This window comes from Actinacidiphila sp. bgisy160 (assembly GCF_057707815.1).
The window spans coordinates 144,143-169,135 of sequence record NZ_JBYIQW010000005.1 but is presented as its reverse complement, the minus strand read 5'-3'; the positions used below and the strand labels follow the sequence as shown (position 1 = coordinate 169,135).

At 72.6% G+C, this 24,993-nt stretch carries 24 protein-coding genes and 1 pseudogene; 14 read left to right on the top strand and 11 right to left on the bottom strand.

What is annotated here, in order from left to right; genetic code table 11:
* Positions 1 to 45: 45 nt before the first annotated feature.
* Complete coding sequence (locus AC3EUJ_RS07500; protein WP_431960200.1) at positions 46 to 1,296, bottom strand: MFS transporter; 1,251 nt, start codon at positions 1,294 to 1,296, stop codon at positions 46 to 48.
* Positions 1,297 to 1,363: 67 nt separating this feature from the next.
* Here AC3EUJ_RS07500 and AC3EUJ_RS07495 point away from each other — a divergent pair, with 67 nt between their 5' ends.
* Both AC3EUJ_RS07495 and AC3EUJ_RS07490 read left to right on the top strand, forming a co-directional pair.
* Positions 1,364 to 1,903, top strand: a complete 540-nt coding sequence (locus AC3EUJ_RS07495; RefSeq protein WP_431960199.1) for a MarR family winged helix-turn-helix transcriptional regulator — start codon at positions 1,364 to 1,366, stop codon at positions 1,901 to 1,903.
* Between the two features lie 144 nt (positions 1,904 to 2,047).
* Entirely contained in the window at positions 2,048 to 2,491 is a 444-nt protein-coding gene (locus AC3EUJ_RS07490) for a DUF4234 domain-containing protein (protein ID WP_431960198.1), read from the top strand.
* A gap of 101 nt (positions 2,492 to 2,592) precedes the next feature.
* Here the strand turns inward: AC3EUJ_RS07490 and AC3EUJ_RS07485 are convergent, their stop codons facing one another.
* On the bottom strand, positions 2,593 to 3,771 hold the full coding sequence (locus AC3EUJ_RS07485; protein WP_431960197.1) for a D-alanyl-D-alanine carboxypeptidase family protein: 1,179 nt from the start codon (positions 3,769 to 3,771) through the stop codon (positions 2,593 to 2,595).
* A 126-nt stretch (positions 3,772 to 3,897) separates the two neighbouring features.
* On the opposite strand from AC3EUJ_RS07485, the gene AC3EUJ_RS07480 reads away from it, so the two are divergent.
* Positions 3,898 to 4,782, top strand: a complete 885-nt coding sequence (locus tag AC3EUJ_RS07480; protein ID WP_431960196.1) for a hypothetical protein — start codon at positions 3,898 to 3,900, stop codon at positions 4,780 to 4,782.
* Positions 4,783 to 4,789: 7 nt separating this feature from the next.
* Here AC3EUJ_RS07480 and AC3EUJ_RS07475 read toward each other — a convergent pair whose 3' ends face one another.
* Together AC3EUJ_RS07475 and AC3EUJ_RS07470 are read right to left on the bottom strand one after the other, a co-directional pair.
* Positions 4,790 to 5,488, bottom strand: a complete 699-nt coding sequence (locus AC3EUJ_RS07475) for a hypothetical protein (protein WP_431960195.1) — start codon at positions 5,486 to 5,488, stop codon at positions 4,790 to 4,792.
* 384 nt (positions 5,489 to 5,872) lie between these two features.
* On the bottom strand, positions 5,873 to 6,469 hold the full coding sequence (locus tag AC3EUJ_RS07470) for a hypothetical protein (RefSeq protein WP_431960194.1): 597 nt from the start codon (positions 6,467 to 6,469) through the stop codon (positions 5,873 to 5,875).
* Between the two features lie 168 nt (positions 6,470 to 6,637).
* Here AC3EUJ_RS07470 and AC3EUJ_RS07465 point away from each other — a divergent pair, with 168 nt between their 5' ends.
* Together AC3EUJ_RS07465 and AC3EUJ_RS07460 are read left to right on the top strand one after the other, a co-directional pair.
* Positions 6,638 to 7,972 carry a DUF4132 domain-containing protein gene (locus AC3EUJ_RS07465; RefSeq protein ID WP_431960193.1) on the top strand — a complete coding sequence of 445 codons (1,335 nt, stop codon included), beginning with the start codon at positions 6,638 to 6,640 and terminating at the stop codon, positions 7,970 to 7,972.
* Positions 7,969 to 8,952: a hypothetical protein gene (locus tag AC3EUJ_RS07460; RefSeq protein WP_431960192.1), complete on the top strand. Its 984-nt coding sequence runs from the start codon at positions 7,969 to 7,971 to the stop codon at positions 8,950 to 8,952. Before AC3EUJ_RS07465 ends, AC3EUJ_RS07460 begins: the two co-directional genes overlap by 4 nt.
* A gap of 66 nt (positions 8,953 to 9,018) precedes the next feature.
* On the opposite strand, the gene AC3EUJ_RS07455 is transcribed toward AC3EUJ_RS07460, so the two are convergent.
* From AC3EUJ_RS07455 to AC3EUJ_RS07435, 5 genes are all read right to left on the bottom strand, one after another.
* Positions 9,019 to 9,771: a succinate dehydrogenase iron-sulfur subunit gene (locus tag AC3EUJ_RS07455; protein ID WP_431960191.1), complete on the bottom strand. Its 753-nt coding sequence runs from the start codon at positions 9,769 to 9,771 to the stop codon at positions 9,019 to 9,021.
* Complete coding sequence (gene sdhA / locus AC3EUJ_RS07450) at positions 9,771 to 11,525, bottom strand: succinate dehydrogenase flavoprotein subunit (RefSeq protein ID WP_431960190.1); 1,755 nt, start codon at positions 11,523 to 11,525, stop codon at positions 9,771 to 9,773. Before sdhA ends, AC3EUJ_RS07455 begins: the two co-directional genes overlap by 1 nt.
* A 28-nt stretch (positions 11,526 to 11,553) precedes the next feature.
* The gene (locus AC3EUJ_RS07445; protein ID WP_431960189.1) at positions 11,554 to 12,024 is read right to left on the bottom strand and encodes a succinate dehydrogenase hydrophobic membrane anchor subunit; all 471 of its coding nucleotides are present in this window, start codon (positions 12,022 to 12,024) and stop codon (positions 11,554 to 11,556) included.
* An 8-nt stretch (positions 12,025 to 12,032) separates the two neighbouring features.
* The gene (gene sdhC / locus AC3EUJ_RS07440; RefSeq protein WP_078620037.1) at positions 12,033 to 12,413 is read right to left on the bottom strand and encodes a succinate dehydrogenase, cytochrome b556 subunit; all 381 of its coding nucleotides are present in this window, start codon (positions 12,411 to 12,413) and stop codon (positions 12,033 to 12,035) included.
* Between the two features lie 125 nt (positions 12,414 to 12,538).
* Positions 12,539 to 13,042 carry a 2-oxo-4-hydroxy-4-carboxy-5-ureidoimidazoline decarboxylase gene (locus AC3EUJ_RS07435; protein WP_431960188.1) on the bottom strand — a complete coding sequence of 168 codons (504 nt, stop codon included), beginning with the start codon at positions 13,040 to 13,042 and terminating at the stop codon, positions 12,539 to 12,541.
* Between the two features lie 351 nt (positions 13,043 to 13,393).
* Here AC3EUJ_RS07435 and AC3EUJ_RS07430 point away from each other — a divergent pair, with 351 nt between their 5' ends.
* From AC3EUJ_RS07430 to AC3EUJ_RS07410, 5 genes are all read left to right on the top strand, one after another.
* Positions 13,394 to 14,956: a family 20 glycosylhydrolase gene (locus AC3EUJ_RS07430; protein ID WP_431960187.1), complete on the top strand. Its 1,563-nt coding sequence runs from the start codon at positions 13,394 to 13,396 to the stop codon at positions 14,954 to 14,956.
* A 240-nt stretch (positions 14,957 to 15,196) separates the two neighbouring features.
* The gene (locus AC3EUJ_RS07425; RefSeq protein ID WP_431960253.1) at positions 15,197 to 15,724 is read left to right on the top strand and encodes an RNA polymerase sigma factor; all 528 of its coding nucleotides are present in this window, start codon (positions 15,197 to 15,199) and stop codon (positions 15,722 to 15,724) included.
* 51 nt (positions 15,725 to 15,775) lie between these two features.
* A complete protein-coding gene (locus AC3EUJ_RS07420; protein ID WP_431960185.1) occupies positions 15,776 to 16,408 on the top strand; it encodes an RNA polymerase sigma factor in 633 nt (210 codons plus the stop codon).
* Entirely contained in the window at positions 16,405 to 17,400 is a 996-nt protein-coding gene (locus tag AC3EUJ_RS07415) for a hypothetical protein (protein ID WP_431960184.1), read from the top strand. The genes AC3EUJ_RS07420 and AC3EUJ_RS07415 overlap by 4 nt, the downstream gene beginning before the upstream one ends.
* A gap of 327 nt (positions 17,401 to 17,727) precedes the next feature.
* Positions 17,728 to 18,153, top strand: a complete 426-nt coding sequence (locus AC3EUJ_RS07410; protein WP_431960183.1) for an SRPBCC family protein — start codon at positions 17,728 to 17,730, stop codon at positions 18,151 to 18,153.
* Here AC3EUJ_RS07410 and AC3EUJ_RS07405 read toward each other — a convergent pair.
* Complete coding sequence (locus tag AC3EUJ_RS07405) at positions 18,144 to 19,025, bottom strand: L,D-transpeptidase family protein (protein WP_431960182.1); 882 nt, start codon at positions 19,023 to 19,025, stop codon at positions 18,144 to 18,146. The genes AC3EUJ_RS07410 and AC3EUJ_RS07405 overlap by 10 nt on opposite strands.
* 125 nt (positions 19,026 to 19,150) lie before the next feature.
* On the opposite strand from AC3EUJ_RS07405, the gene AC3EUJ_RS07400 reads away from it, so the two are divergent.
* The gene (locus tag AC3EUJ_RS07400) at positions 19,151 to 20,731 is read left to right on the top strand and encodes an acyl-CoA mutase large subunit family protein (RefSeq protein WP_431960181.1); all 1,581 of its coding nucleotides are present in this window, start codon (positions 19,151 to 19,153) and stop codon (positions 20,729 to 20,731) included.
* A gap of 147 nt (positions 20,732 to 20,878) precedes the next feature.
* Here AC3EUJ_RS07400 and AC3EUJ_RS07395 read toward each other — a convergent pair.
* Positions 20,879 to 21,267: pseudogene (locus tag AC3EUJ_RS07395) on the bottom strand (hypothetical protein); the annotation flags it as partial.
* A 146-nt stretch (positions 21,268 to 21,413) separates the two neighbouring features.
* Here AC3EUJ_RS07395 and AC3EUJ_RS07390 point away from each other — a divergent pair.
* Genes AC3EUJ_RS07390 through AC3EUJ_RS07380 form a run of 3 tightly spaced genes read left to right on the top strand, consistent with a single transcriptional unit; the run spans position 21,414 to position 24,990 of the window.
* On the top strand, positions 21,414 to 22,721 hold the full coding sequence (locus tag AC3EUJ_RS07390) for a DUF6716 putative glycosyltransferase (protein WP_431960180.1): 1,308 nt from the start codon (positions 21,414 to 21,416) through the stop codon (positions 22,719 to 22,721).
* A 29-nt stretch (positions 22,722 to 22,750) separates the two neighbouring features.
* Complete coding sequence (locus AC3EUJ_RS07385) at positions 22,751 to 24,037, top strand: cytidylyltransferase domain-containing protein (RefSeq protein WP_431960179.1); 1,287 nt, start codon at positions 22,751 to 22,753, stop codon at positions 24,035 to 24,037.
* On the top strand, positions 24,034 to 24,990 hold the full coding sequence (locus tag AC3EUJ_RS07380; protein ID WP_431960178.1) for an N-acetylneuraminate synthase family protein: 957 nt from the start codon (positions 24,034 to 24,036) through the stop codon (positions 24,988 to 24,990). The genes AC3EUJ_RS07385 and AC3EUJ_RS07380 overlap by 4 nt, the downstream gene beginning before the upstream one ends.
* Positions 24,991 to 24,993: the final 3 nt, after the last annotated feature.

The following is a 24,993-nucleotide window of genomic DNA, read 5'->3' as shown; positions in this document are numbered from 1 at the left end:
CGCCACCGCCCCGGCCGTTCCCTCTGCGCCGCCCCCTCTGGGCCGTCAGCCCTTCGCCGTCCGGCCGGTGGCCGGGGCGGGCGCGGCCGGATCCGCGCGGGCCGTGCCGATCGTCCGCACCCCCGGCACCACCGCCGTCGCCAGGCAGGCGGCGGCCACCAGCGCCGCGGAAACCGCCAGCGGGACCGCCGGGCCCCACAGCCGCTCGGCGAGCGGGGCCAGCGCGTAGCCCGCCGGCATCGCGGCCAGCGACAGCAGCCAGTCGTACGACGTCACCCGGGCCAGCGCCCCCGGCGGCACCTGCTGCTGGACGACCGTCTCCCAGACCGGGTTGAGATAGCCGAGCGCGGTCAGCGCCAGCCCGTACGCCGCGATGAGCAGCGGGGCCGGGGCGGCGAGGGCCAGCAGGGCCAGCGGCAGCGCGTACGTCGCCAGGCCCAGGTTGGCGACGAGCACGGGGCGCCGGGGCCGCGCTCGCGCGGCCAGCAGGGAGCCGAGGACCAGGCCGATCGCCCCGGCCTCCAGCACCCAGAACCACACGCCCTCGCCGCCGAGCCGGTGGATCGCGACGGCCGGGCCGAGAGTGGTCAGGACCGCGGCGGAGCCGTTCCATGTGGCGTGCGCGACCAGGCTCGTCCAGTACCAGTCCCGGGAACGGACCTCGCTCCAGCCCTCTTTGAGGTCGGCGAGCATCGACGCGCGCGGCAGCGGCGTCCGCTCGACCCGCAGCGCTGCCAGGAGCGCGGCGCTCACCGCGAAGGAGGCCGCGTCCAGCACGAAGGCCGGCCCGGGGCCGGCGGCCCAGATCAGAGCCGCGGCGAGCGCGGGGCCGCACAGCCGGGTCGCGCTGTTCGCCACGCCCATCAGGGCGTTGGCCCGCTGTCGCGCCGCCCCTTCGGTCACCGTGCCGGCGACCAGCGGCGACTGGGCCGGCATCGCGAACGCCGAGGCGGTGCCCCCCACCGCCTCGGCCAGCGCGATCGGGGCCAGCGACGGGTCGCCGCCCAGCAGTTCGAGCCCGACGAAGAGCTGGGCGGCGCAGCGTACGAGGTCGGTGGCGAGCGCCACGCGACGGGCGTCGAAGCGGTCCGCCACCACCCCGCCGAACGGCAGGAGCAGCAGCCTCGGCACCATCGCGCAGCCCAGGACGAGGGCGAGGGCCGAGACGTCACCGGTCGCCCGGGTCACGGCGATGACCAGCGCGGCGGGTACGACCCCGTCGCCGAGCAGGGACAGCGTGCGTCCGGCGAACAGCAGCCGGAAGCCATGGAGCCGGAGGGGATGTGTGGGCGTCATGGCACCGCAATGTATTTCGGCACCGAATCATTCGCCACCGAAATATATCCCGCCGTAGGATTCGGCCATGGAAGCGGACGCCGATACCGACACCGACACGAACACCGAGGGCGTCACGGTGGAACGGGACTGGACCGACGGGCACGTGGAGCGCTGGCTGCCCGTTCTCCCGGACCTCGACCCCGACATCGAGGGCGCCGTCACCCGCATGAAGCTCGTCACCAGCCACCTGCGCAAGGTCCGCGAGCAGTCGCTGGTCGACTTCGGCCTGCAGCGGCACGAGTTCGACACCCTGCACGCCCTCGCCGGCCGCGGCGGCCGCGCCGCCCCGTCCGAACTCGCCGCGGACCTCGACCTGGCCCCCGCCTCGGTCACCGGACGCCTCGACACGCTGGAGGCGCGCGGCCACGTCCGGCGCACCCACTCCACCGCCGACCGCCGGCGCGTCGACGTCGAGCTCACCGACGACGGCCGCGCCATCTGGCTCGGCGCCATGGACGTCCTCGGCCACGAGGAGTACCGGCTGCTGGGCGCGCTCGACGCCGGCGAACGCCGGTACCTCTCCGACCTGCTACGACGCGTCATGATGAGGGCAGAGGGCGGCTGAACACAGGATCCCGGGAGGATCCGACATCCTGTGCGAAATTTGTGAGCGTTCCCCGCTGACAGGCCTCCGAACCGCCCAGTAGCTTTACCTTCTCTTCGGCACGCAACCGCTCCGTCCCTGCCGAAGGCCCGACCTGGGGGCAGCATGTTCAACGAGGACCGTTACCGGACCCTCCCCTACCCGCGGGGGCCCTTCCCGGGCTTCCCCGTCTCCGGGGGCGTGGGACTCGCCACGCCGTCCGGTGACATGCGCCGCCCCGGGACCGTCTGGCTGCTGGGGCCCCTCACCTTCGGCGTGTACTGGCTCGTCTGGTACTACCGGGCCAACAAGGAACTGCGCGACTTCGATCCCGGTATCAAGGTCCGCCCCGCCCTCGCGGTGGTCGCCGTGAGCCTCGGGGCGCTGCTGCTCGTGCCCGCCGTCGTCTCGCTCTACAACACCGGCTGCCGCATCGCCCGCGCCCAGCGCCGCGCGGGCCTCCACGACACGGTCTCCGGCCTCAAGGGTTTGCTGCTGGCGCCCGCCTTCGGGTTGACGTCCTTCTACTACCAGGAGCAGCTCAACCAGGTCTGGGTCGCCCGGAACTGACGCTCGGCCCGGCGCGCGGTCCCCCGCTCCCGGGTCCCCGGCGCGGTCGGGGCGCGTGAACTGCTCCGTCACCTGGATGAAGGACGGTGCGGCTCCGGCCCTCAGCGGGCGCGGCTCGAGCCGCGCCCGCGCCGCCGGGCGTCGTCCCGGGCGGCGGCCGCCCGCTGCGGCAGCGGGCGGCGCCTGATCGCCAGGACGAACGCCGCGACCGCCGCCACCAGGACGGTCTCCGCGGCCGGGCCGACCCACGAGGACCCCTTCGCTGCGTCCCTCGCCGCCGTGGGCCGCGGACCGTGGCTGTCGCCAAGCGGCCCCCCGGCCATCGCGCGCACCTGGCTCAGCGTCGGCACGAGTTCCCCGACCGGTTCCACGCGGCCCACCGCGTCGAAACCCCAGTCCAGCAGGTCGGCCGCCTCCCGGTACACCTCGTCGTACCCCGACTCGGGGTGCATCACGGTCACCAGCAGCGTCCGCCCGTCGCGCTCCGCCGCGCCGGTGAAGGTGTTTCCGGCGTTGGTGGTGTAGCCGTTCTTCACCCCGATCATGCCGTCGTAGTCGCCGAGCAGCCGGTTGGTGTTCTGGATCTCGAAGGTCGCGCCCTTCTCCCCGGGGAAGCGCGCGACCTGAGTGCGGCAGTAGTACCGGAAGTCCGGGTTCCGCAGCCCCGCCCGCGCGAAGAGCGTCAGGTCGTACGCCGACGACAACTGCCCCGGCGTGTCGTAGCCGTCCGGGCTCACCACGTACGTGTCGTTCGCCTGCAGCTCCCGGGCCCGCGCCCGCATCTCCCGGACGGTCTTCTCCACCCCGCCGTTCATCGAGCACAGCACGTGCACCGCGTCGTTCCCCGAGCGCAGGAACACCCCGAGCCACAGCTGCTCGACCGAGTAGGTGATCCCTGCCTCGATCCCGACCAGACTGCTCCCGGCTCCTATGTCCGCCAGGTCCGCGTGCGTCACCTTGTGCCGTGTTCGCCGGCCGAATCGGGGCAGCAGCGTGTCCGCGAACAGCATCTTCAGCGTGCTGGCCGGCGGCAGCCGCCGGTGCGCGTTGTACGACGCCAGCACGTCACCGGAGTCGGCGTCCGCCACGATCCACGACAGGGAGTTCGTCTCGGGCAGCTTCGGCGCCCCCGCCACCACCTGCACCCCGTGCCGCCCCAGCCGCTCGCCCCCGACCACGGTTCTGCCGGCCGCCACCGCCTTCCCGGCGGGGAGCAGGGCGGCGGCGACGCCGAGCCCGAGGACGGCACGTCGCGGCGGTGTGGGGGGTGTCGCAGCCATGGAGGGACGGTACAAGCCGCGACCCCCCGCAGCCGAACCGGGGGCACCGCTGTGGACACCGGCCGGCCCAGCGCATACTGGGTCCCTTGATGCGAATGGGGGAAGGGCGGGAACCCGTTGCGCCGGATGCTGGCCGTGCACTTCGCGCCGGGCGCCCTCTTCGTCACGTACGCCTGGACCCTCACCCGTGCGGGCGCGTTCTCCGGCCGCACCCGATGGCACGACGCCCTCCCCGCCACCCCCGCCACGGCCGCGGCCGCACTGCTCGCGATCTTCGCCTCCGCCGTACTGTTCGGCCTGCTGCTCCACCCCTTCCAGGTGCGCGCCGTCCGGGTGCTGGAGGGTTACTGGGAGCGGTGGGCGCCGACGTCGCGGCTGGCGGGGGTGCTGGTGGAGTACCAGCGGCGCAGGTGGCTTGTTCTGTTCGACGCCACCAGGCGCGAGACCCCGGCCACGGAGGGCTCCGCCGGCAAGAGCCTCGGCGAGCAGATACGCGAGCGGGACGCACACTCCCGCCTCGAACGCGACCGCCATCAGGCGGTCCGGCGACTGGCGGCGCTTCCCCCGGGCAACGTGCTGCTGCCCACAGCCCTTGGAAACGCCCTGCGGGCCGGCGAACTGAGAGCCGGTGAGCGCTACGGCCTGGCGACGCTGCCCTCCTGGCCGCGGATCCTCCCGCAGGTGTCCGACCGCCTTGCCGCCGCGCTGAGCTCCGCCCGCGACTCCCTCGACACCGCGGTGAACCTCTGCCACTGCCTTCTCGCCTGCACCCTGCTGGGGGCGGTGGCCCTCCACGACGAACCGCGCCAGTGGTGGCTCCTCGCCGCGTCCCTGGTGGGCGCCGCCCTCGCGTACAAGGGGGCGGTGACGGCGGCACAGGCCTACGCGGGGCTGATGTACGTCGTCTACGACCTGCACCGGCTCGATCTGGCAAAGGCGCTGGGCCACGAACTCCCCGACCACGACGGTGAGTGGGACCTGTTCCGGCTGATATCCGACCGGCTGCGGTGACCGCCGGCTATGCCCGTACGAGGCTGACCGCGCCGCCCAGCCCCAGCAGGTGCAGGCCAACGCCGCCGGAGTCCGCGTCGACGGCGTCCCTCGGCCCCGAGTCGGTGACCCGCGTGAGGACCATGCCGGTCGTGCGGACCGTCACCGGCCAGCTCCGGGGAACGGTCAGATGCACGTGTCCCGCGACCGCAGTGATGTGGACGGTCACGTCGCCGTCGAGTGCCGAACCGGTGAGGTCCGCCCGTATCTCACCGGCGACGGCCCGCAGTTCCAGCCGCGGGTGCCGGGTGCGTTCGCCGATCGCCCCGGGACCGTGGATGCGGCCCGTGGCCAGGAACCGCGTCCACCGTCCTTGCTCCGGTCCGCCGAAGGGGAGCAGCATCGCGACGCCCACCAGCGCGACGGAGGCCGGCAGTACGACGTTCACCAGGACGCGGCCGCTGACGGCGTGACCGTGGGCCAGCCCCACGAGGGCGATCCCGGCCAGGACGCCGGGGGCTATGAGGGAGCTGACGGCGACGAAGGACCGCACGAGGTTGAGCACCGCCAGCACCAGCAGCAGCCACGGCCACCACACGTGGGCCCACTCCACCGCGGCGCGCACCCGGTGCAGGGTGTCCCCGGCGGCGAAGCTCCCGAGCGCCAGCGCGCACAGACCCAGCCACGGGGAGGCACGACGCCCCCGTTCCCTGTCCGTCCGAGCCACGCGCGTCATCGTAGTGGCGGGCGTGGCTCAGGCTGCCGGACGGGTGGCTAGCCCTCGCGGTTGCGGGCCTCCTTGAGTGCGGCGAGGGCCTTCTCGAGGTGGGGATCCGGCCTTCGGCCTCCGGCGGCGGCCGCGATATGGATCGAGGGCGGAAGCTCTCGGTATCGGCAGCCCTGTGCGTGGTCGGCCTTGTATGTTTCGAGGTACGCCGAGATCGCACCTTTCCCCTGACGCAGTGCATCGGCCCACGCCGCTTCGGTGTCCCCGGCCTCCGCGCGGGTGGGAATCTGCCCGAAGCATTCTTGGCCGGAACATTCCATGGTCCCGCGTCGGCGACGGGGGCCGGCGAACCCTGGAAGTGTCATGGCGTGCATGTCCATTGTTTTATTCCTCGCTGGGTTCGTCGGGAACTGCATTGAGTTCATTCAAGGCGGCATCGCGATCGGCGTACTGAGCCCTCTTGCCATAGAGGTGGGCAATCCATGCCATGTCCGCCACAGTGCCTACGAGCACCATGGAGAGAGCGATCCAGCGCCAGCTTTCCTGCTTGTCTCCCGATGTCGGGACAAGTGCGAGGGATACGCCGAATCCCAGTAGCAGGGCGCCCGTATTGAAGCATGTCGCGGCTCGCCGTATGTATCGTTCCCAGATTTCGAAGTCTCGTTGCTGGCGGTGGCACAGTTCTTTGAAGACTTCGGATCCGCGACGGACGTCGAGCCCGTACCAGAAGTCGATGTCCTGTACGGAGTAGTAGAAATGGCGTGCGTGATAATGCAGTTGAATGCTGGCCACCAAGAACAGCGACGCCGCCACCAGGACGAGCAGGGTCGGCCCGGACCAGACAAAGGTGTTCGGGTTCGCGCCCGCCACCACGCCGGCCAGGGCCAGTGCGGCGGCCGCCAGCATCGGGGCGGCGATGGAATGGACTTCCTGGGCCGCGTGTCCGAGTCCGAGCGGTTGCGGCCGCCCCAGCTTTGCCATGCCCACCCCCGGAGCTCCCCGCATCCTGCTCGGAGCATGACAGATCATCAATAAGTGCACCATAGGGCGAATCAAGCCACGCACAGGAGCAGATGGGGTGTTGTCAGAGGCCGGTCCTACGCTCGGCGGGGATGGCGACGGCGGGGGCCGCCGCACAGGGGGTGGACGGTGAGCGTGATCGCGTGGGGGGACGTCGAGGAGCCGGTCGTGCCCGGGTACGGGCTCGGGGTGGCGCAGCCGGTGGGTGGGGTCACCGCGGAGCTGGGGATCCGGGACGGGCGGGCCGTACTGGGGTGGCGTAATGCGGCGGGCAAGGCGCTGAAGGTCGCCCCGGCCGCCGTTCGGCGGGAGCACGCGGGGGAGTTGACGCGGCTCAGGATGACCGTCAGGGACATCGACCGGACGCTGGCGGCGCAGGCCGGGTGGCTGGAGCGGCAGTTCCTGGAGCGGCGCAGCTGGGCGTACGCCGTGTGGCGGGAGCGGCTTGCGGGCCACCCGCTGCTCGGCACCCTCGTCCGGCGGCTGCTGTGGACGGTCGACGGGGTGGCCTGCGGCTGGGCCGAGGGCGGCCTGCGCGCCCTCGACGGCGAGCCGGTCCAGCACATGGGGGAAGGCGCCGTCGAACTGTGGCACCCCATGGGGCGCGACCGCGCGCAGATCACGGCCTGGCGGGAGTGGCTGGAGCGGTACGGCGTCACGCAGCCCTTCGCGCAGGCCCACCGCGAGGTGTACGGCCCCGCCGATGCCGCCCGCCTCTTCGCCACCCCGCACGTTCTGAGGCAGCACCAGTTCGCCGCGCTGGCCGCCACCCGCGGCTGGCGGTACCGCGTGCGCCTGCCGGCCGCCGACGACACCTTCCCGCCCGCCACGCGCGAGCTCCCGGCGTGGGGGCTGCGGGCGGAGCTCCGGGTCGAAGGCGTGGACGGCGACGACCTCAGCCACTGCGGCAGCTTTCTGCACGTCGGCACGGACCGGGTGCGCTTCCATCCGCTGGACGCCCCCGGGAACCGGGCCGACCCGCTCCCGCTCGCCGACGTGCCGCCGCTCGTCCTCAGCGAGGTCCTGCGCGACGTGGACCTCTTCGTGGGCGCCGCCGGCATCGGCAACGACCCCACCTGGCAGGACGGCGGGCCCGACGGCCGCTTCCGCGCGTACTGGGCGTCCTACGGCTTCGGCGAGCTGACCCCCCGCGCGCGGACCCGCCGCGAGGTGCTGTCCCGCCTCACGCCGCGCCTGGCCGTCGCCGGTCGCTGCGCCGTCGAGGACCGCTTCCTGCACGTCCGCGGCGACCGGCACACGTACCGGATCCACATAGGTTCCGGCAACGTCCTGATGTCCCCGGACGACCGCCACCTGTGCGTCGTCCCGCCCGCGCGCCCCGGCGCGGTCCCGGGCCCCCTGCCCTTCGAGGGCGACCCCCTGCTGCCGGTGATCCTCGCCAAGGCGCTGCTCCTCGCCCGCGACACGGAGATCACCGACCCGACGATCGTGAGGCGACTGTGAAACATGTCCGGATCCCCGAATGTTCGCCGTGGGAGGACACGGGCCGGATCGACCACATCGCCCGGCTCGCAGCCGAGGGGGATCTCACCGAACTGGCGGAGGCGCTCCTGCAGCCGGCCGAAGGGTGGGACGAGGGTTACGGCGCCGTGTCCCGGCTGCGGGCGATGCCCCAGGAACGGCGCATGGCCCTGGCCGCCCTCCTCGTCGAGCAGCGCAAGGCCTCGCACCAGGTGCCGGACAAGACCGTGAGGGTCTGGCTCGTGCTCGCGGCGGTGTCCCCTGGCTTCGCCGAGGACTCCTGGTGCGCGCAGTGGAACGGCATGCTGGAACGCCACGCAGCGGACTTCTGGTGGTCGCAGACCAGTGACGACATGCCCACCCTCGCCGAGGCACTGCTGGACGCCGGACGGCCGCTGTCCGGCGAGGTGGTCGGCCTGCTCCGCAGATCCGCGCTCATGGGCCTCGGCTGGGCGCAACTCCTCCTGGACCGCATCCCCGAGCCGCCTCTCAACCCCGGTGAGCTCTGGACCGACCGCGTCCTGGCCGAGCTGCCGGAACTCGGCGACCCCTGGCGGCGGCTGATCCCGCATCTGCGTGCCGCGGGGCCGAACCCGAGCGCGCGCTGGGACCGGGCGGCCGCCGCGGTCCTCGACGGAATCGACCCCGAGGCGGTACGCCGCACCGCCACCCCCTGGCTGGCGCTCGCCACCCACGGCAGCCGCGACCCCTGGAACGTCACCGCCGTCCGGGGCCTGGCCTGGCTGCTGTCGTCCCCGTCCGTGCCGCCCCACCTGGAGACCATCCGCGTCCTGGGCGCCCTCGTCGAACGGCCCCCGGTCAAGACCGTCGTAGCCGCTGCCGGCATACGCGCCCTGGCCCGGCTGGACGGCGGCGCCGCCCGGGACGAGCTGCGCAGGCTCGCGGGGTGCGTCGACCACACGGTCACCCGCAAGCAGATCCACCGGGTGCTGACCCCGTGAACGCCCGAGGCCCCGCGCCCGGTGGGAACCGGGTGCGGGGCCTCGGGGGAGCCTCGGCGGAGGGGATCAGAAGCGACGCGTGATGAGCGCGCGCTTCACCTCCTGGATGGCCTTGGTGACCTCGATGCCACGCGGGCAGGCGTCGGTGCAGTTGAACGTGGTGCGGCAGCGCCACACGCCGTCCTTGTCGTTCAGCACCTCGAGCCGCTGCTCGCCCGCCTCGTCACGCGAGTCGAAGATGAAGCGGTGGGCGTTGACGATGGCCGCCGGGCCGAAGTACTGCCCGTCGTTCCAGAAGACCGGGCAGGACGACGTGCACGCGGCGCACAGGATGCACTTGGTGGTGTCGTCGAAGCGCGCGCGGTCCTCGGGGGACTGCAGGCGCTCGCGGGTCGGCTCGTTGCCCTTGGTGATGAGGAAGGGCATCACGTCCCGGTAGGCCTGGAAGAACGGGTCCATGTCGACGACCAGGTCCTTCAGCACCGTCAGGCCCTTGATGGGCTCGACGGTGATGGGCTTGTCCGGGTTGATGTCCTTGATCAGGGTCTTGCAGGCCAGCCGGTTGCGCCCGTTGATGCGCATGGCGTCGGAGCCGCAGATGCCGTGGGCGCAGGAGCGACGGAACGTCAGCGTTCCGTCCATGTCCCACTTGATCTTGTGGAGACCGTCGAGGACCCGCTCCTTGGGGTCGATCTCCAGCTGGAAGTCCTGCCAGGTGGCCTCGTCCGAGATCTCCGGGTTGAACCGGCGGATCCGGAAGGTGACCGTGATGTAGGGCGAGGCCTCGGCCTCGACCTTGTCCAGGGTCGCGGTGCTCATCAGTACTTACGCTCCATCGGCTGGTAGCGGGTCTGCACGACCGGCTTGTAGTCGAGCCGGATCGACTCGGTGCCGTCGGCACCCACTTCGCGGTACGCCATCGTGTGCCGCATGAAGTTGACGTCGTCGCGGTTCGGGTAGTCCTCGCGGTAGTGGCCGCCGCGGGACTCCTTGCGGGCCAGCGCCGAGACCGCCATGACCTCGGCGAGGTCGAGCAGGTTGCCGAGCTCGATGGCCTCGAGCAGGTCGGTGTTGAACCGCTTGCCCTTGTCCTGGATCGACACGTTCTTGTACCGCGCGCGCAGCTCGCCGATCTTCTCGACGGCCGTCTTGATGGTCTGCTCGGTGCGGAACACCATCACGTTGGCGTCCATGGTCTCCTGCAGCTCCTTGCGCAGCTGCGCGACCCGCTCGTTGCCGGTGGAGGCGCGAAGCCGCTCGACCTGGTCGACCACGAGCTGGGCCGGGGCCTCGGGCAGCTCGACGTAGCCGTGCTCCGCGGAGTACTCGGCGGCGGCGATACCGGCCCGGCGGCCGAAGACGTTGATGTCCAGCAGCGAGTTGGTGCCGAGGCGGTTGGCGCCGTGCACGGAGACGCAGGCGACCTCGCCGGCGGCGTACAGGCCCGGGACGACGGTGGTGTTGTCCGACAGGACCTCACCCTCGACGTTGGTGGGGATGCCGCCCATGGCGTAGTGCGCGGTCGGCTGGATCGGGATCGGGTCCGTGTAGGGCTCGATGCCGAGGTAGGTCCGCGCGAACTCGGTGATGTCCGGGAGCTTGGCGTCCAGCTGCTCCGGCGGCAGGTGGGTCAGGTCGAGGTAGACGTGGTCGCCCTCGGGACCGCAGCCGCGGCCCTCACGGATCTCGGTGTAGATCGCGCGGGAGACGACGTCACGCGAGGCGAGGTCCTTCATGACCGGCGCGTACTTCTCCATGAAGCGCTCGCCGTCCTTGTTGCGGAGGATGCCGCCCTCACCGCGGGCGCCCTCCGTCAGCAGGATGCCCATGCGCCAGATGCCGGTCGGGTGGAACTGGAAGAACTCCATGTCCTCCAGCGGCAGACCGCGGCGGTAGACGGCGGCCTGGCCGTCACCGGTGAGGGTGTGCGCGTTGGAGGTGACCTTGAAGAACTTGCCGGTGCCGCCGGAGGCGTACACGACGGCCTTCGCCTGGAAGACGTGGATCTCGCCGGTGGCCAGCTCGTACGCGACGACGCCGGCGGACTTCTTGACGCCGTCCTCCTCGACGATGATCTGGTCGAGGACGTAGAACTCGTTGAAGAACTCCACGCCCTCCTTGACGCAGTTCTGGTACAGCGTCTGGAGGATCATGTGACCGGTGCGGTCGGCGGCGTAGCAGGCGCGGCGGACCGGGGCCTCGCCGTGGTTGCGGGAGTGACCGCCGAAGCGGCGCTGGTCGATCCGGCCCTCGGGGGTGCGGTTGAAGGGCAGGCCCATCTTCTCGAGGTCGAGGACCGCGTCGATGGCCTCCTTCGCCAGGATCTCGGCGGCGTCCTGATCGACCAGGTAGTCACCGCCCTTGATCGTGTCGAAGGTGTGCCACTCCCAGTTGTCCTCCTCGACGTTCGCGAGGGCCGCGGCCATGCCGCCCTGGGCGGCGCCGGTGTGGGAGCGGGTGGGGTAGAGCTTCGTCAGCACGGCGGTGCGGCTGCGCTTCGTCGCCTCGATGGCGGCGCGCATGCCGGCACCGCCGGCGCCGACGATGACGGTGTCGTACTTGTGGATCTGCATGAGGGGTCGCTTCCCTGTCCAGCCCTGGCTAGCGGATGTTCGGGTCGAAGGTGAAGATCACCAGCGTGCCGAGGATGACGGTGAACGCGGTCGCGGTGTAGACCAGCATCTTCAGCCAGAACCGGGTGTTGTCCCGCTCCGCGTAGTCGTTGATCACGGTGCGCAGGCCGTTGCCGCCGTGCAGCATCGCCAGCCACAGCATGATCAGGTCCCAGGTCTGCCAGAACGGCGAGGCCCAGCGGCCGGCGACGAAGGCGAAGCCGACCTTGGTCACGCCGCCGTCGAGGACGAGCTGGATCAGCAGGTGACCGACGACCAGGACGACCAGGACGATGCCGGACAGGCGCATGAAGAGCCAGCCGTACATCTCGAAGTTGGTCCGGGTGCTGCGCGGGGTGCGCTTGGTCCGGGCCCGCGGCGGCTCGATGACCGGGGCCGGGTTGTCGGGGCCGTAGGCGGCGCTGGAGGAGCTGAGCTCCACGTGGTCGGTTGCGGACATGACTTCGCTCAGCTCCCGAACAGCACTCGTGCGGCGTGGCCGAGGACGGGGTAGATGGCCCCGATCATCAGCACGACCCAGATTCCGACGACCGTCCACAGCATCTGCTTCTGGTACTTCGGACCCTTGGACCAGAAGTCGACGGCGATGACGCGCAGGCCGTTCAGAGCGTGGAAGAGGACAGCCGCGACCAGCCCGTACTCGAGCAGGCTGACGATGGGCTGCTTGTAGGTGTTGACGACCTTGTCGTAGTCCTCGGGGGAGACACGCACCAGTGCGGTGTCGAGGACGTGGACGAACAGGAAGAAGAAGATGAGGACACCGGTGACTCGGTGAGCCACCCATGACCACATGCCTTCCCGGCCGCGGTACAACGTTCCAGCCGGCACGGAAAAACCCTCCGGGAGCGGATGTGGGGCCTGCCGGCTTCGTTGGTCGGTCGGCCCGGCCGGGTACGGTCCACCGGCCCTGGCCATCGTAGCGACGGCTTGTCGGCTACGTCCTGCCGGGTCCTTCAGGTGTGATCGATCCCGCACGTGTGGGTGTACGGGCCGGGAACCCCCGGCCCGCCCGGCGCGTCCCCGAGGGCCAGTCGCGCCAGGCGGGAGCGGGTGACGCGGCGCAGTTCCTCGGCGGCCGTGACCCGCTCCTCGTCCGGGTCGTTGCAAAGACGCTGACGGAGTGACGCCAGCATCCGGTCGAGGGACTCGCCGGGGTGCACGCCGTCGAGGGACAGCACGAAGACATGGCCGAAGCGCGCCTCGTACGCGGCCTGCGCGGCCCGCAGCGCGGTGTGCGCGGCGAGGCTGCCGCGGGTGGGGGCGGCGTCCGGTGGGGCGCCGGCCGCCTCGGCGGCGAGCGCCTCGGCGAGGTCGGCGGGCGTGAGGTCGTAGGCGGCCTCGTCGGCGGCGGCGAGCAGGGCGGCCGGGTCGGGGTAGGGGCGGTGCGCGGCGACCCTGCGGGCCCAGCGCAGGCTGCCGCAGCAGGTCAGCAGGACGGCCTCGGCCGCCCCGGGCAAGGCCTCGTTGAGCCGCCGCAGGCCGTGGGGGAGGTCGGGGCGGGGCGTCGGGGCAGGCCGAGGGGCCCGGCCGCGTGACTGCGCCGGGAGGTGCGCCGGGGCCCGCGGCGGGACGGCGGGAGTGTCGCTGGACAGCGGTGGGCTCCTGGAGGAAACGGTGACGGCGGTGGGGGGAACCGCGAGGCGGCAGCGCGGCGTGAACCACGGTGGGACGAGGAGTGACGACCACCGTATCGGCCTATGTTCGGCCCTGTACGACGGATGCGCGAATTTCACTCGTACGAGAACGAAAGTGCACGTCTTCCCCTGGTCCGCACGGCGGGATCCCTACAACGGGCATAAATTCGGATCATGTGGCAGCTGCGGGCGAAACGTGCGTCGACGTACGCGGCGACGGCCGTACTGACCGCTGTGCTCGGGGCCGGTCCGGCGCTCGCCGCACCCACGGGGACCGCCGCTCCCGGTGCCCCGCCGGCGGGGGAGTCGGGGGCGTCCGCCGGGTTCCCGTCGATCCCCGCCGTCCGTTCGTTCACCCCTGCCGCCGGAAGCGCCGCCTTCGTGCCGGGTCCGGGCTCGCGGGTGGTGGCGCCGTCCGGGAGCGCCGTGGAGGACGAGGCGCGGCTGCTCGCGGGGGAGCTCCGCCGGCCGTACGCAAGTGGGCCCGCCAGGCCGGGGGACATCGCGCTTTCACTCGAACGGAGTAATTCGGGCCCGGAGTCGTACAAGATGACAAGTTCGGCCGACGGGGTGACAGTACGCGCCGACACCGACGCCGGGGTCTTCTACGGCACCCGCACCCTCCTGCAGGCGCTCCGCTCCACCGGACGGGTGCCGGCCGGCACCGTGGAGGACCGCCCGGACCGCCCGGAGCGCGGGCTGATGATCGACATCGGGCGCAAGTACTTCAGCCGGGAATGGCTGGAGGCCAGGGTCCGCGAGCTCGGCGACCTGAAGTACAACCAGCTCCACCTCCACCTCAGCGACGACCAGGGCTTCCGCGTCCAGAGCGACAGCCACCCCGAGATCGTCTCGGCCCGGCACCTGTCCAAGGAGGACATCCGCGCCGTCGTCGACCTCGCCGCGCAGCGGCACATCACCGTCGTCCCCGAGATCGACAGCCCCGGCCACATGGGCGCCGTGCTCGACGCCCACCCCGACCTGCGACTGCGCTCCGCGGACGGCACCCCCGTGCGCGGGGCGCTCGACATCTCCCGGCCCGGCGCGGCGGTCGTCGTCGACGACCTGCTCAGGGAGTACGCACCGCTCTTCCCCGGCACGTACTGGCACGTCGGCGGCGACGAGTACGGAGCGCTCGTGGCGGACGACCCGCAGACTTCCTTCCCGCGGCTCGCCGCCTACGCACGCGAGCGCTACGGACCGGACGCGGGGGTGGCCGACGCGGCGGCCGGCTGGCTCAACGACCGTGCCGCCACCCTGCGATCGCTCGGCAAGCGGGTGGAGGCCTGGAACGACGGCTTCGCCGACGGCGCCCGCGTGGGTGCGGACCCGGACCGGGTGGTCGTCTACTGGTCCAGCAACAAACTGCGCGGACGGCTGCCCGAGGACTTCCTGCGCGAGGGCCGGCAGCTGCTCAACCTCAACTCCTGGTACCTCTACTACGTCCTCGGCGCGCCGAAGAAGTTCCCGTACCCCAGTGGCCGGCGCATCTACGAGGAGTGGACCCCGGCCGTCGTCTACCGGGACGACGCCGTGCCCGCGGCGCTCGCGGGGCCGGACCGCATCCTCGGCGCGCGGCTGGCCGTCTGGTGCGACCGGGCGGACGCACAGACCGAGGACGAGGTCGCTGCCGGCATCCGGATGCCGCTGCGCGCGCTCACCCAGAAGCTCTGGGACCCCGGCCCGCCCGTCCTGACCTGGCAGGACTTCACCGCCCTCGCCGAGAGGGCCGGCTGAGGCGCCGTATCCGGCGGTCTCGATGGTGAAGCGGCCGAAGTCCGCCTCCCCCCACAGGAGCGTCTTCGGCCGCTTCTGATTGTTAAAGCGTCTGCGGGGCCGAAAGTGTCACACCCATCGCCAGGCGGCCCGACAGGTGTGACGATTCAGTGCGAATCCACGCTGTACAGGATGTCGGCGAATCGAGAGGACAGTGTGGCCAGCAACGGGGGGCGCCACGACCCGCGGACCGACCGCGACATGGAGCTCGGGGCCGCGGTCGGGCGTGCCCAGGGCGGGGACGAGCACGCCTTCGCGGTCGTCTACCGGCTCGTCCAGCCCCTGCTGCTCGGCTACGTGCGCGGCCTCGTGGGCGACGAGGCGGAGGACGTCACCTCCGAGGCCTGGCTCGAAATCGCCCGCGACCTCGGCCGGTTCCGCGGGGACGGGGCGGGCTTCCGGGGGTGGACGGCGACCATAGCCCGGCATCGGGCCCTGGACCACCTGCGGCGCCAGGACAGCAGGCCCCGCGCCCGTCTTCTCGACGCCGAACTGCTGGACCACCCCGCGGCCGAGGACACCGCCGACCGCGCGCTGGAGGCGCTCGGCACCGAACGCGCGCTCTCCCTGATCGCCTCGCTCCCGCCCGACCAGGCGGAGGCGGTGCTGCTGCGGGTCGTCGTCGGACTCGACGGAGGGTCCGCGGCCCGGGTGCTGGGCAAGCGCGCGGGAGCGGTCCGCACGGCGGCGCACCGCGGTCTGAAGCGGCTCGCCCGGCTGCTGTCCTGACCCCTGGTGACCGGCGGGTAGCCGCCCCCGGAGGCCCTGCGGGCGCCCGCCATGGGGCAGTATGGTGCGCGATTGCGAGGGGGAGGCCCGAACGTGGATTTGGCGACCGCGGTACGCGCGGCGCAAGAAGGGGACGAGGACGGCTTCCGGTTCGTGTACCGAGCGGTGCAGCCGAAACTGCTGCAGTACGTACGCTCGCTGGTCGGTGCGGGGGACGCCGAGGACGTCGCGTCGGAGGCGTGGCTGCAGATAGCGCGTGACCTGCCGGGCTTCCACGGCGACGGGGACGCGGTGCGCGGCTGGGCGGCCCGGGTCGCCCGCAACCGGGCGATGGACCACCTGCGAGCGGTGGGCCGCCGGCCGCTGGCCGCCGCCGGGGTGGAGGAACTGCTCGACCGGCCCGCCGTCTCGGACACCGCCGAGGAGGCGGTCGCCGCGGTGGGCACCGGTGCCGCGCTGGCGGCCATCGCCGCCCTTCCCCAGGACCAGGCCGAGGCCGTGCTGCTGCGCGTGGTCATGGGCCTGGACTCCCGGTCGGCGGCCGAGGTCGTCGGCAAGAGGCCCGGCGCGATACGCATGGCCACCAGTCGCGGTCTGCGCCGTCTCGCTGAGCTGCTGGATTTCGACGGCGGGTCGTCAAGTGTGACGTTTTCGGCGTCTCGAACGCTTGAGGACATGAGATGAGCGACAACCGAGGACACGACTGGCTGGACGACGCCACCGCCGAGCGGTTGCTGCCGGGTGCCCACGGTGACGACCCCGCGGAGCGGACCTGGCGCGACGAGCGCGCCGCCGCCCTGGCCGGGCTGCTGGCCGCCGCCGCCGCTCCCGGCCCCCTCGACCCGGAACGTGAGGAGGCGGCCGTCGCCGCGTTCCGCGCCGCGCGCGCCGAGGCCGCGCTCACCGAAGGCTCCGCGGGCGTCCGCCTCGGCACGGCCGACGACTGGTCGCCCGGCGCGGGCACGGACGCGGGGTCCCGGAGCGGGCGCAACCGTGCGGCCCGTCACTCCAGATCGCTGACGGGGACGTTGATCGCGACGGCGGCCGCGGCGGTGGCGGGGGTGAGCGTGGCGGCCGCCGCCGGCGCGCTGCCGGCACTGCTCGGGCACGCCGTTCCCGCCCCCGCCCCGGTCCACACCCAGAGCGCGGCGACGGCCGCCCCGGACAGCGCCCCGCCGGCCCCCTCCCGTCCCGGCCACGGCAGCGACCGCCCGTCGGGTGGCGCCGGCGCCACCCACGGCACCGCCGTCCCCGGCCGGACCGCCGGGACGACGTCCGCCCCGCCGGTCCTGGACCACGAGGCACTGTGCCGGGCCTACGCCGCGGCCGGATGGCACCGCAAGGGCGTGGACGAGCAGGCCTACAAACAGCTGCGGAAGGCGGCGGGCGGCGGCGGGCAGCAGGTCCGCCGCTACTGCGCCGGGCTGCTCGGCTGGGAGCCCGGGAGCTCCGGGAACGCGAACTCCGGGAACGGGAGCTCCGGGAACGCGAACTCCGGGAACGCGAACTCCGGGAACGGGAACTCGATGAACGGGAACGGCGGCAAGGCCGGGAAGGGGGACGAGTCGGGCGACGCCCCGCGCGTCACCTCACAGCCCGCCCTGGCCGCCCCCGCCTCCCCGGCCGCCCCGGCCGACGGGCGGCCGGGACCGCATCCCGGCCGCGGCGGTGAGTGACACTTTCCGGCCGCCGTGCGCCCCTATGGACGGGCCGACTGGTCATCGGCCCCGCGGATCCGGGCGCTCCCCGTGCCCACGGGTCCGCACCCGAGCGCGGCCGGGCAGGTCCCCTCTCCCGGCCGCGCTCCCGGGCGCCGCGGGTCGGGGTGTGACACTTTCGGCCTCCCGGGCGCTTTACCCAGTAGACCGACTGGTCATCGGTCGAGGGGTCGCCCGGTCCCCCCGTATCGGGCCCCCAACGAGGGACGCGGGCGGAGCGCTTTCCCCCCGCTTCGCCCGCGTCCTCACACAGCGCCGCAGAGGCGGCGGCGTAGGGTCGATGACGTGATCTTCCGGATCGAGCGGCACTGCCCGCTCCCCGCCGCCGAGGCATGGCGCCGGGTCACCGACTGGGAACGCCACGCGGAGCTGGTGCCGTTCACCACCGCCGTCGTCACCGGAGAGCGGTCGTTCACGGCGCGCACCGGCCTCGGACGGGCGGCCGTCGACGACCCCATGGAGATCGTGCGCTGGGAACCGCCGGACGCGGGCCGCCCCGGGCGGTGCCGGCTGGAGAAGCGCGGCCGGATCGTGCTCGGCTGGGCCGAGATCGAGGTGTGGCCGCGGGAAGAGGGGGGCTCACGCGTGATGTGGCGCGAGGACCTGCGGGTGCGCCCGCTGCCGAGGGCGTTCGACCGGCCCACGGCGTGGGCCGGTCGGCTCCTGTTCGGGCGGGCGCTGGACGGGCTCCTGGCCCGGGCTCACCAGTAGACGACGACCTTGTCGCCGATCCGTACCTGGTCGAAGAGCGCCGAGATCTTGCCGAGGTCGCGCACGTTGACGCAGCCGTGCGAGGCCCCCGCGTAGCCGCGGGCCGCGAAGTCGGCGGAGTAGTGCACCGCCTGGCCGCCGCTGAAGAACATCGCGTACGGCATGGGCGTGTGGTAGATCGTCGACACGTGGTTCCGGCTCTTGGCGAAGACGCTGAAGGTGCCCTCGCGGGTGGGCGTGTACTGGGAGCCGAAGCGGACGTCCATCGCCGACACGACCCTGCCGTTCACGACCCAGGCCAGGGTGCGGCTGGTCTTGCTGACGCACAGCACGCGGCCGGTCATGCAGCGCGGGTCGAGCTTGGCCACCGGGTTGCTGGTGGGCGGGTACATGGCGGCACGCGTGGGCTGTCGGGTCACCGAGCGCAGCTTCGCCCAGGTGACGTCGGTGACCGTGCCCGAGGCGGGCAGCTTGTGGCGGGACTGGAAGGCGCGCACCGCGGCGGCGGTGACCTCGCCGTAGTAGCCGGTGGGGTTGCGGCCGAAGAGGCCGAGTTGCTTCAGCCGGGCCTGGAGGTCGCGCACCCGGGCGCTGCTGCTGCCTCGCGCGATGACGACGACCGGCCGGGGGGTGCGGTCGGCCTTCGGCTCCTTCGTGGCGGACGGCGAGGCCGTCGGCGAGGGGGAGCCGGTGCTCGGCGCCGCGCTCGGGCTCGCCGAGGGGCTTGCCGCGGGTGCCGGGGTGTCCTGTGCCGCGGAGGCCCTGGCGGTGGGCTCGCTCGCCTGGGCCGTACAGCCGGCGAGCAGGGCCCCGGTGAGCAGCGCGGCGGCCGCGGCCGCCGCGCGAGATCTTGTGACGGATATGAGTGCCACTTCGTCCCCCTGGAGATGAGTCGGTACACCCTTTGACTGATTTCCCCGGCATGTAGTTGCACCGGCCAGGTCACGGTTCGCCGCACACTGAGCAAAGGGGGACCGAGTCGCTGGAGGCATGACGCATGGCACGCGAGTCCGAATCCGGTCTGCCGATCGAGCCCGTCTACGGCCCTGCCGCCCTCGACGGCTGGGACCCGGGCGAACGGCTCGGCGCGCCGGGCGGCTACCCCTACACCCGCGGCGTCCACCCGACGATGTACACCACCAGGCCCTGGACGATGCGCCAGTACGCGGGCTTCGGCACCGCCACCGAGTCCAACGCGCGCTACCGGCAGCTGATCGCCCACGGCACCACGGGCCTGTCCGTCGCCTTCGACCTGCCGACCCAGATGGGCCACGACAGCGACGCCCCCCTCGCCCACGGCGAGGTCGGCAAGGTCGGTGTGGCCGTCGACTCGGTCGAGGACATGCGCGTGCTGTTCGACGGCATCCCACTGGACCGGGTCTCCACCTCGATGACGATCAACGCCCCCGCCGCCCTGCTGCTCCTGATGTACCAGCTGGTCGGCGAGGAGCAGGGGGTGCCCGCGGACCGGCTCACCGGCACGATCCAGAACGACGTGCTCAAGGAGTACATCGCCCGCGGCACCTACATCTTCCCGCCCAAGCCCTCGCTGCGACTGGTCGCGGACCTCTTCCGCTACTGCCGCGCCGAGATCCCGCGCTGGAACACCATCTCCATCTCCGGCTACCACATGGCCGAGGCCGGTGCCTCGCCCGCGCAGGAGATCGCCTTCACCCTCGCCGACGGCATCGAGTACGTCCGCACCGCCCTCGCCGCGGGCATGGACGTCGACGACTTCGCGCCGCGGCTGTCCTTCTTCTTCGTCTCGCGCACGACCCTCCTGGAGGAGGTCGCCAAGTTCCGTGCCGCCCGCCGCATCTGGGCCCGCGTCATGCGCGAGGAGTTCGGGGCGAGGAACCCCAAGTCGCAGATGCTGCGCTTCCACACCCAGACCGCGGGCGTCCAGCTCACCGCCCAGCAGCCGGAGGTGAACCTGGTCCGGGTGGCCGTGCAGGGGCTGGCGGCGGTGCTGGGCGGCACGCAGTCGCTGCACACCAACTCCTTCGACGAGGCGATCGCGCTCCCCACCGAGAAGTCCGCCCGGCTCGCGCTGCGCACCCAGCAGGTCCTGGCGTACGAGACCGACGTGACGGCGACCGTGGACCCCTTCGCGGGGTCCTACGTGGTGGAGTCGATGACCGACGGGCTCGAGACGGCGGCACTGGAGCTGATGGCGAAGGTGGAGGAGTTCGGCGGTGCGGTGAGCGCGATCGAACGCGGCTTCCAGAAGTCCGAGATCGAGCGCAACGCCTACCGGATCGCCCGGGAGACCGACTCGGGTGAGCGGGTGGTCGTCGGCGTCAACCGCTTCCAACTGGAGGCGGAGGAGCCCTACGAGCCGCTGCGCGTCGACCCCGCGATCGAGGCGGCGCAGGTGGCGCGGCTGGCCGCGCTGCGTGCCGGGCGCGACCGGCGGGCCGTGGACTCGGCGTTGTCCGCGCTGCGGAAGGCCGCCGAGGGCACGGAGGACGTCCTGTACCCGATGAGGGACGCGCTCCGTGCCCGCGCCACGGTGGGCGAGGTCTGCGACGCGCTCCGCGAGGTCTGGGGGACGTACGTCCCCTCCGACGTCTTCTGAGTCACCCGGCGAGGCGGGCGACCAGGCGGTGACCCGTTCCGGGCCGCGCGTGGCGAGACCGGCGCAACCGTCCGGGCGGATCACGGGCAGGCCTACCCGCGGTGTCAGGTCCCGTTCGGCCTGCTCCGCCGGCGGTGGCCGCCACCTCCGGCGTCTTTCGGTCATCGCCGCTTCCGGGTCCGGCAGAAGGCGGTCGGCGATGGTGACGGGCACGCGGTTGCTGTTCTCGTACGGCGACAGCCGGTCGAGCACCAGTCCGCCCTGTTACGGACTGCCGACGCGGGCGACCGGCAGTCCGTACAGGGCGGACGCGGTGTACAGCGCGGTGGAGAAGCAGCCGACGACCAGCCGACGACCAGCCGCGGGCGGGCCCGCAGGAAGAGCACCTCGGCGAGCCCGGACGCCACCGCCCTCGTCAGCTCCGCGCCCAGAGCACGCGCCTCCCGCTCCAGCCGCCACGACCAGTGCGCGGGCGCCGTCGGGTGCGGCTCGAAGACCGCCGTGCGGTGCCCCGCCGCGACCGCCCCGCGCACCATGCCTTCCCCACCCCCAGGTGAACGCAAGATGGCGGAACTGAATCCGTGGCCCGGGGCGGTCGATTCTTCATTCGGCGGCGCGTTGTTAACCGTCCGTTGGCGTCGCGTTGGAGGCCCGCTCGGAATGCATTCCTAGCGTCTCCGGAGTGCCAGCAAGTACCGCGGACCCGATCAGGGTCACCGTCCTCGCCGACTCGGACACCCGATGGAAATGGGGTGCGCTGACGGCGCGCCGCATCGCCCCGGAGGCGCGGCTCGACGCCCGCCTGCTCCGCGGCCGGGCGACCCCGACCGAGCGCCAGCTCGCGGAGGTCGGCATCCCCGCGGACTCGATGCGCGAGGTCACCGCGGCACAGTTCCTCGCCGGGGCCTCCCGTGACACCGCGGACGTCGTCGTGCTCTCCTGCGTCGGCGGCACCGTCCAGGCCATGCTGCACGGCCTCGCCCGCGCCTGGCAGGGCACCCCCCGTCGCCCGGTCGTCGTCACCGGCTACGTCGGGGTCGTCTACGAGAAGCTCGCCGACGGGCTCCTGCTGCGGGCCGGCGCCGACGCCGTGCTCGCCAACAGCGCCCACGACGCACAGCGCTTCCGCGACGTCTACGAGGGCGTCGGCGCGGACGCCGGGACGGTCGTGGAGACCGCGCTGCCCTTCCTTGAGGGCAAGCCCTACGAGCCCTCCGGGGACCGGCCGTTCACCGTGGTCTTCGCCGTCCAGCCCTCCGTGCCGGACAGCCGCAAGGACCGCACGTACCTGCTGCGCCGCGCGGTGGACCACGCGCGCTTCCACCCGGAGCGCGAGGTGCTGGTAAAGCTGCGCAGCAAGCCCGGTGAGCACACCACGCACATCGAGGAACAGCCGTACCAGAAGCTGGTCCCCAAGCTGGACCCGCCGAAGAACCTCAAGCTCGTCTACGGGCACATGGGCGAGGTCCTGGACCGCACCGACCTGCTGGTCACGGTGAGTTCGACGGCGGCGCTGGAGTCCATGCACCGCGGCATCCCCACCGCCGTCCTCACCGACCTCGGGATCCGCGAGGCGCTCGGCAACCACCACTTCCTCGGTTCGGGCGCCTACGCCTCCTGGGACCAGATCGACTCCGGCGAGGTGCCGAGGGTCCGCCCCGAGTGGGCCCGCGGCCAGGGCATCGCCTCCGACGGCGACCCCTTCCGCGTGGTGCGCGAGCGCGTCACGGAACTGGCCGCCGCCCCCGCGCTCCCGCCGCTGGCGCCGTACTACACGACCACCACCGCGCCCGGTTACCTGCCCGGCGTGCTCGCCCGCCACGGCCTCGGCCCGAAGGGCGAGCCCCTGCCCGGCGCCGCGACCGAGCCCGCCGAGCCCAGCGCCCTGCGCCGGACCGTGCGCGACATCGCGCGCAACTCCGCGCGCGCCGCGTACCGCCAGGGCGTGCAGCGCGTCGCGCCCGTGATCCGCAGGTGGGGCCAGCTGTGAACCCGCCCCCCAAGCCCCAAGGAGCCACCATGCCAACGGTGTTGGCCGTCATTCCCGCCCGCGGCGGCTCGAAGGGCGTACCCGGCAAGAACCTCGCCCCGGTCGGCGGCGTGCCGCTGGTCGCCCGCGCCGTGCGGGCCTGCCGCGAGGCCGACCTCGTCACCGACGTCGTCGTCTCCACCGACGACCCGTTCATCGCCGAGGCGGCCCGCGCCGCCGGCGCCGAGGTCGTCCTGCGCCCGGCCGCCATCGCGGGGGACACCGCGACCAGCGAGGCCGCGGTCCTGCACGCGATGGACGCGCACGAGGCGATGACCGGCCGCGGCGCCGACGTGGTGCTGCTCGTCCAGTGCACCAGCCCGTTCATCACCACCGGGGACGTGGGCGGCGTGGCCGCCGCGGTCGTCGAGGACGGCGCGGACACGGCGGTGACCGTGGCCCCCTTCCACGGCTTCGTCTGGCGCGACGCCGCCGACCGGATCGGCGCCGTCGCCATGGCAGCAGACGAGGCGGCCGAGGGCGGCCGGTCCCGTACGACGGTGGCCGCCGCGACCGGCGGCTACGGCGTCAACCACGACAAGGCCCACCGCCCGCGCCGCCAGGACCGGCCGCAGGACCTGCTGGAGACCGGCGCCGCCTACGCGATGCGCGCGGACGGCTTCCGCGAGGCCAGGCACCGCTTCTTCGGCCGCACCGCGCTGGTGCGCACCGACCCCGCCAAGGTCCTGGAGATCGACGAGCCGGACGACCTGGCCCGCGCCCGCGCGCTGGCCCCGCTGCTCGACCCCGCGGCTGACGACGTCCCCGAGGCCCCGGCGCACCCGACCCGCGACGACGTCGACGCGGTCGTACTCGACTTCGACGGCACCCAGACCGACGACACGGTGCTGGTCGACTCCGAGGGACGTGAGGCCGTCACCGTGCACCGCGGTGACGGGCTCGGGATCGCCGCCCTGCGCGACAACGGACTGCCCGTCCTGATCCTGTCCACGGAGACCAACCCGGTCGTCGCCGCACGGGCCCGCAAGCTCAAGGTCCCCGTGCTCCACGGCATCGACCGCAAGGACCTCGCACTCAAGCAGTGGTGCGAGGAGCAAGGAATCGCCCCCGAGCGGGTCCTGTACGTCGGCAACGACGTCAACGACCTCGGCTGCTTCGCGCTCGTCGGCTGGCCCACGGCCGTCGCCGACGCGCACGACATCGTCAAGGACGCCGCCCGTTCCGTCACCGCAACGCCCGGAGGACGCGGAGCGATCCGCGAGATCGCCTCGTGGATCCTCGGCCCCTCACTGTCCCGAAGGGAACTCTCCCAGTGACCACCACCAACGCCCGCCTTCGTCCGATCGGCGACCGCCTGGTCGGCCCCGGCCAGCCCGTCTACGTCACCGGCGAGATCGGCATCAACCACAACGGCTCCCTCGAGGACGCCTTCGCCCTGATCGACGCGGCCGTGGAGGCCGGCGCCGACGGTGTGAAGTTCCAGAAGCGCACCCCGGAGATCTGCACCCCGCGCGACCAGTGGGACATCGAGCGCGACACCCCCTGGGGCCGCATGACCTACATCGACTACCGCCACAAGGTGGAGTTCGGTGAGGACGAGTACCGCGCGATCGACGAGTACTGCGCCAAGAAGGGCATCGACTGGTTCGCCTCCCCGTGGGACGTCCCCTCCGTCGAGTTCCTCGAGAAGTTCGACCGCGTCCGGGTCCACAAGGTCGCCTCGGCCTCGCTGACCGACGACGAGCTGCTGCGCGCCCTGCGCGCCACCGGCAAGACGGTCATCCTCTCGACCGGCATGTCGACCCCGAAGCAGATCCGCCACGCGGTGGAGGTGCTCGGCAGCGCGAACATCATCCTGTGCCACGCCACCTCGACCTACCCGGCGAAGCACGAGGAGCTCAACCTGCGGATGATCAACACCCTGCAGCGTGAGTTCCCGAACGTCCCGGTCGGCTACTCCGGTCACGAGATCGGCCTGCAGACCACCCTCGCGGCCGTCGCCCTGGGCGCCGTCTTCGTCGAGCGCCACATCACCCTCGACCGTGCCAACTGGGGCTCGGACCAGGCCGCCTCGGTCGAGCCGCAGGGCCTGGACCGCCTGGTCCGCGACATCCGCATCATCGAGCAGGCGCTCGGCGACGGTGTCAAGAAGGTCTACGAGGGCGAACTCGGCCCGATGAAGAAGCTGCGCCGCGTGCCCGGCGTCATCGCCGAGCAGGAGGCGGCCCAGGCCGCGGCCGCCGCGGAGCCCGAGACGGTGTCGGCCTGATCC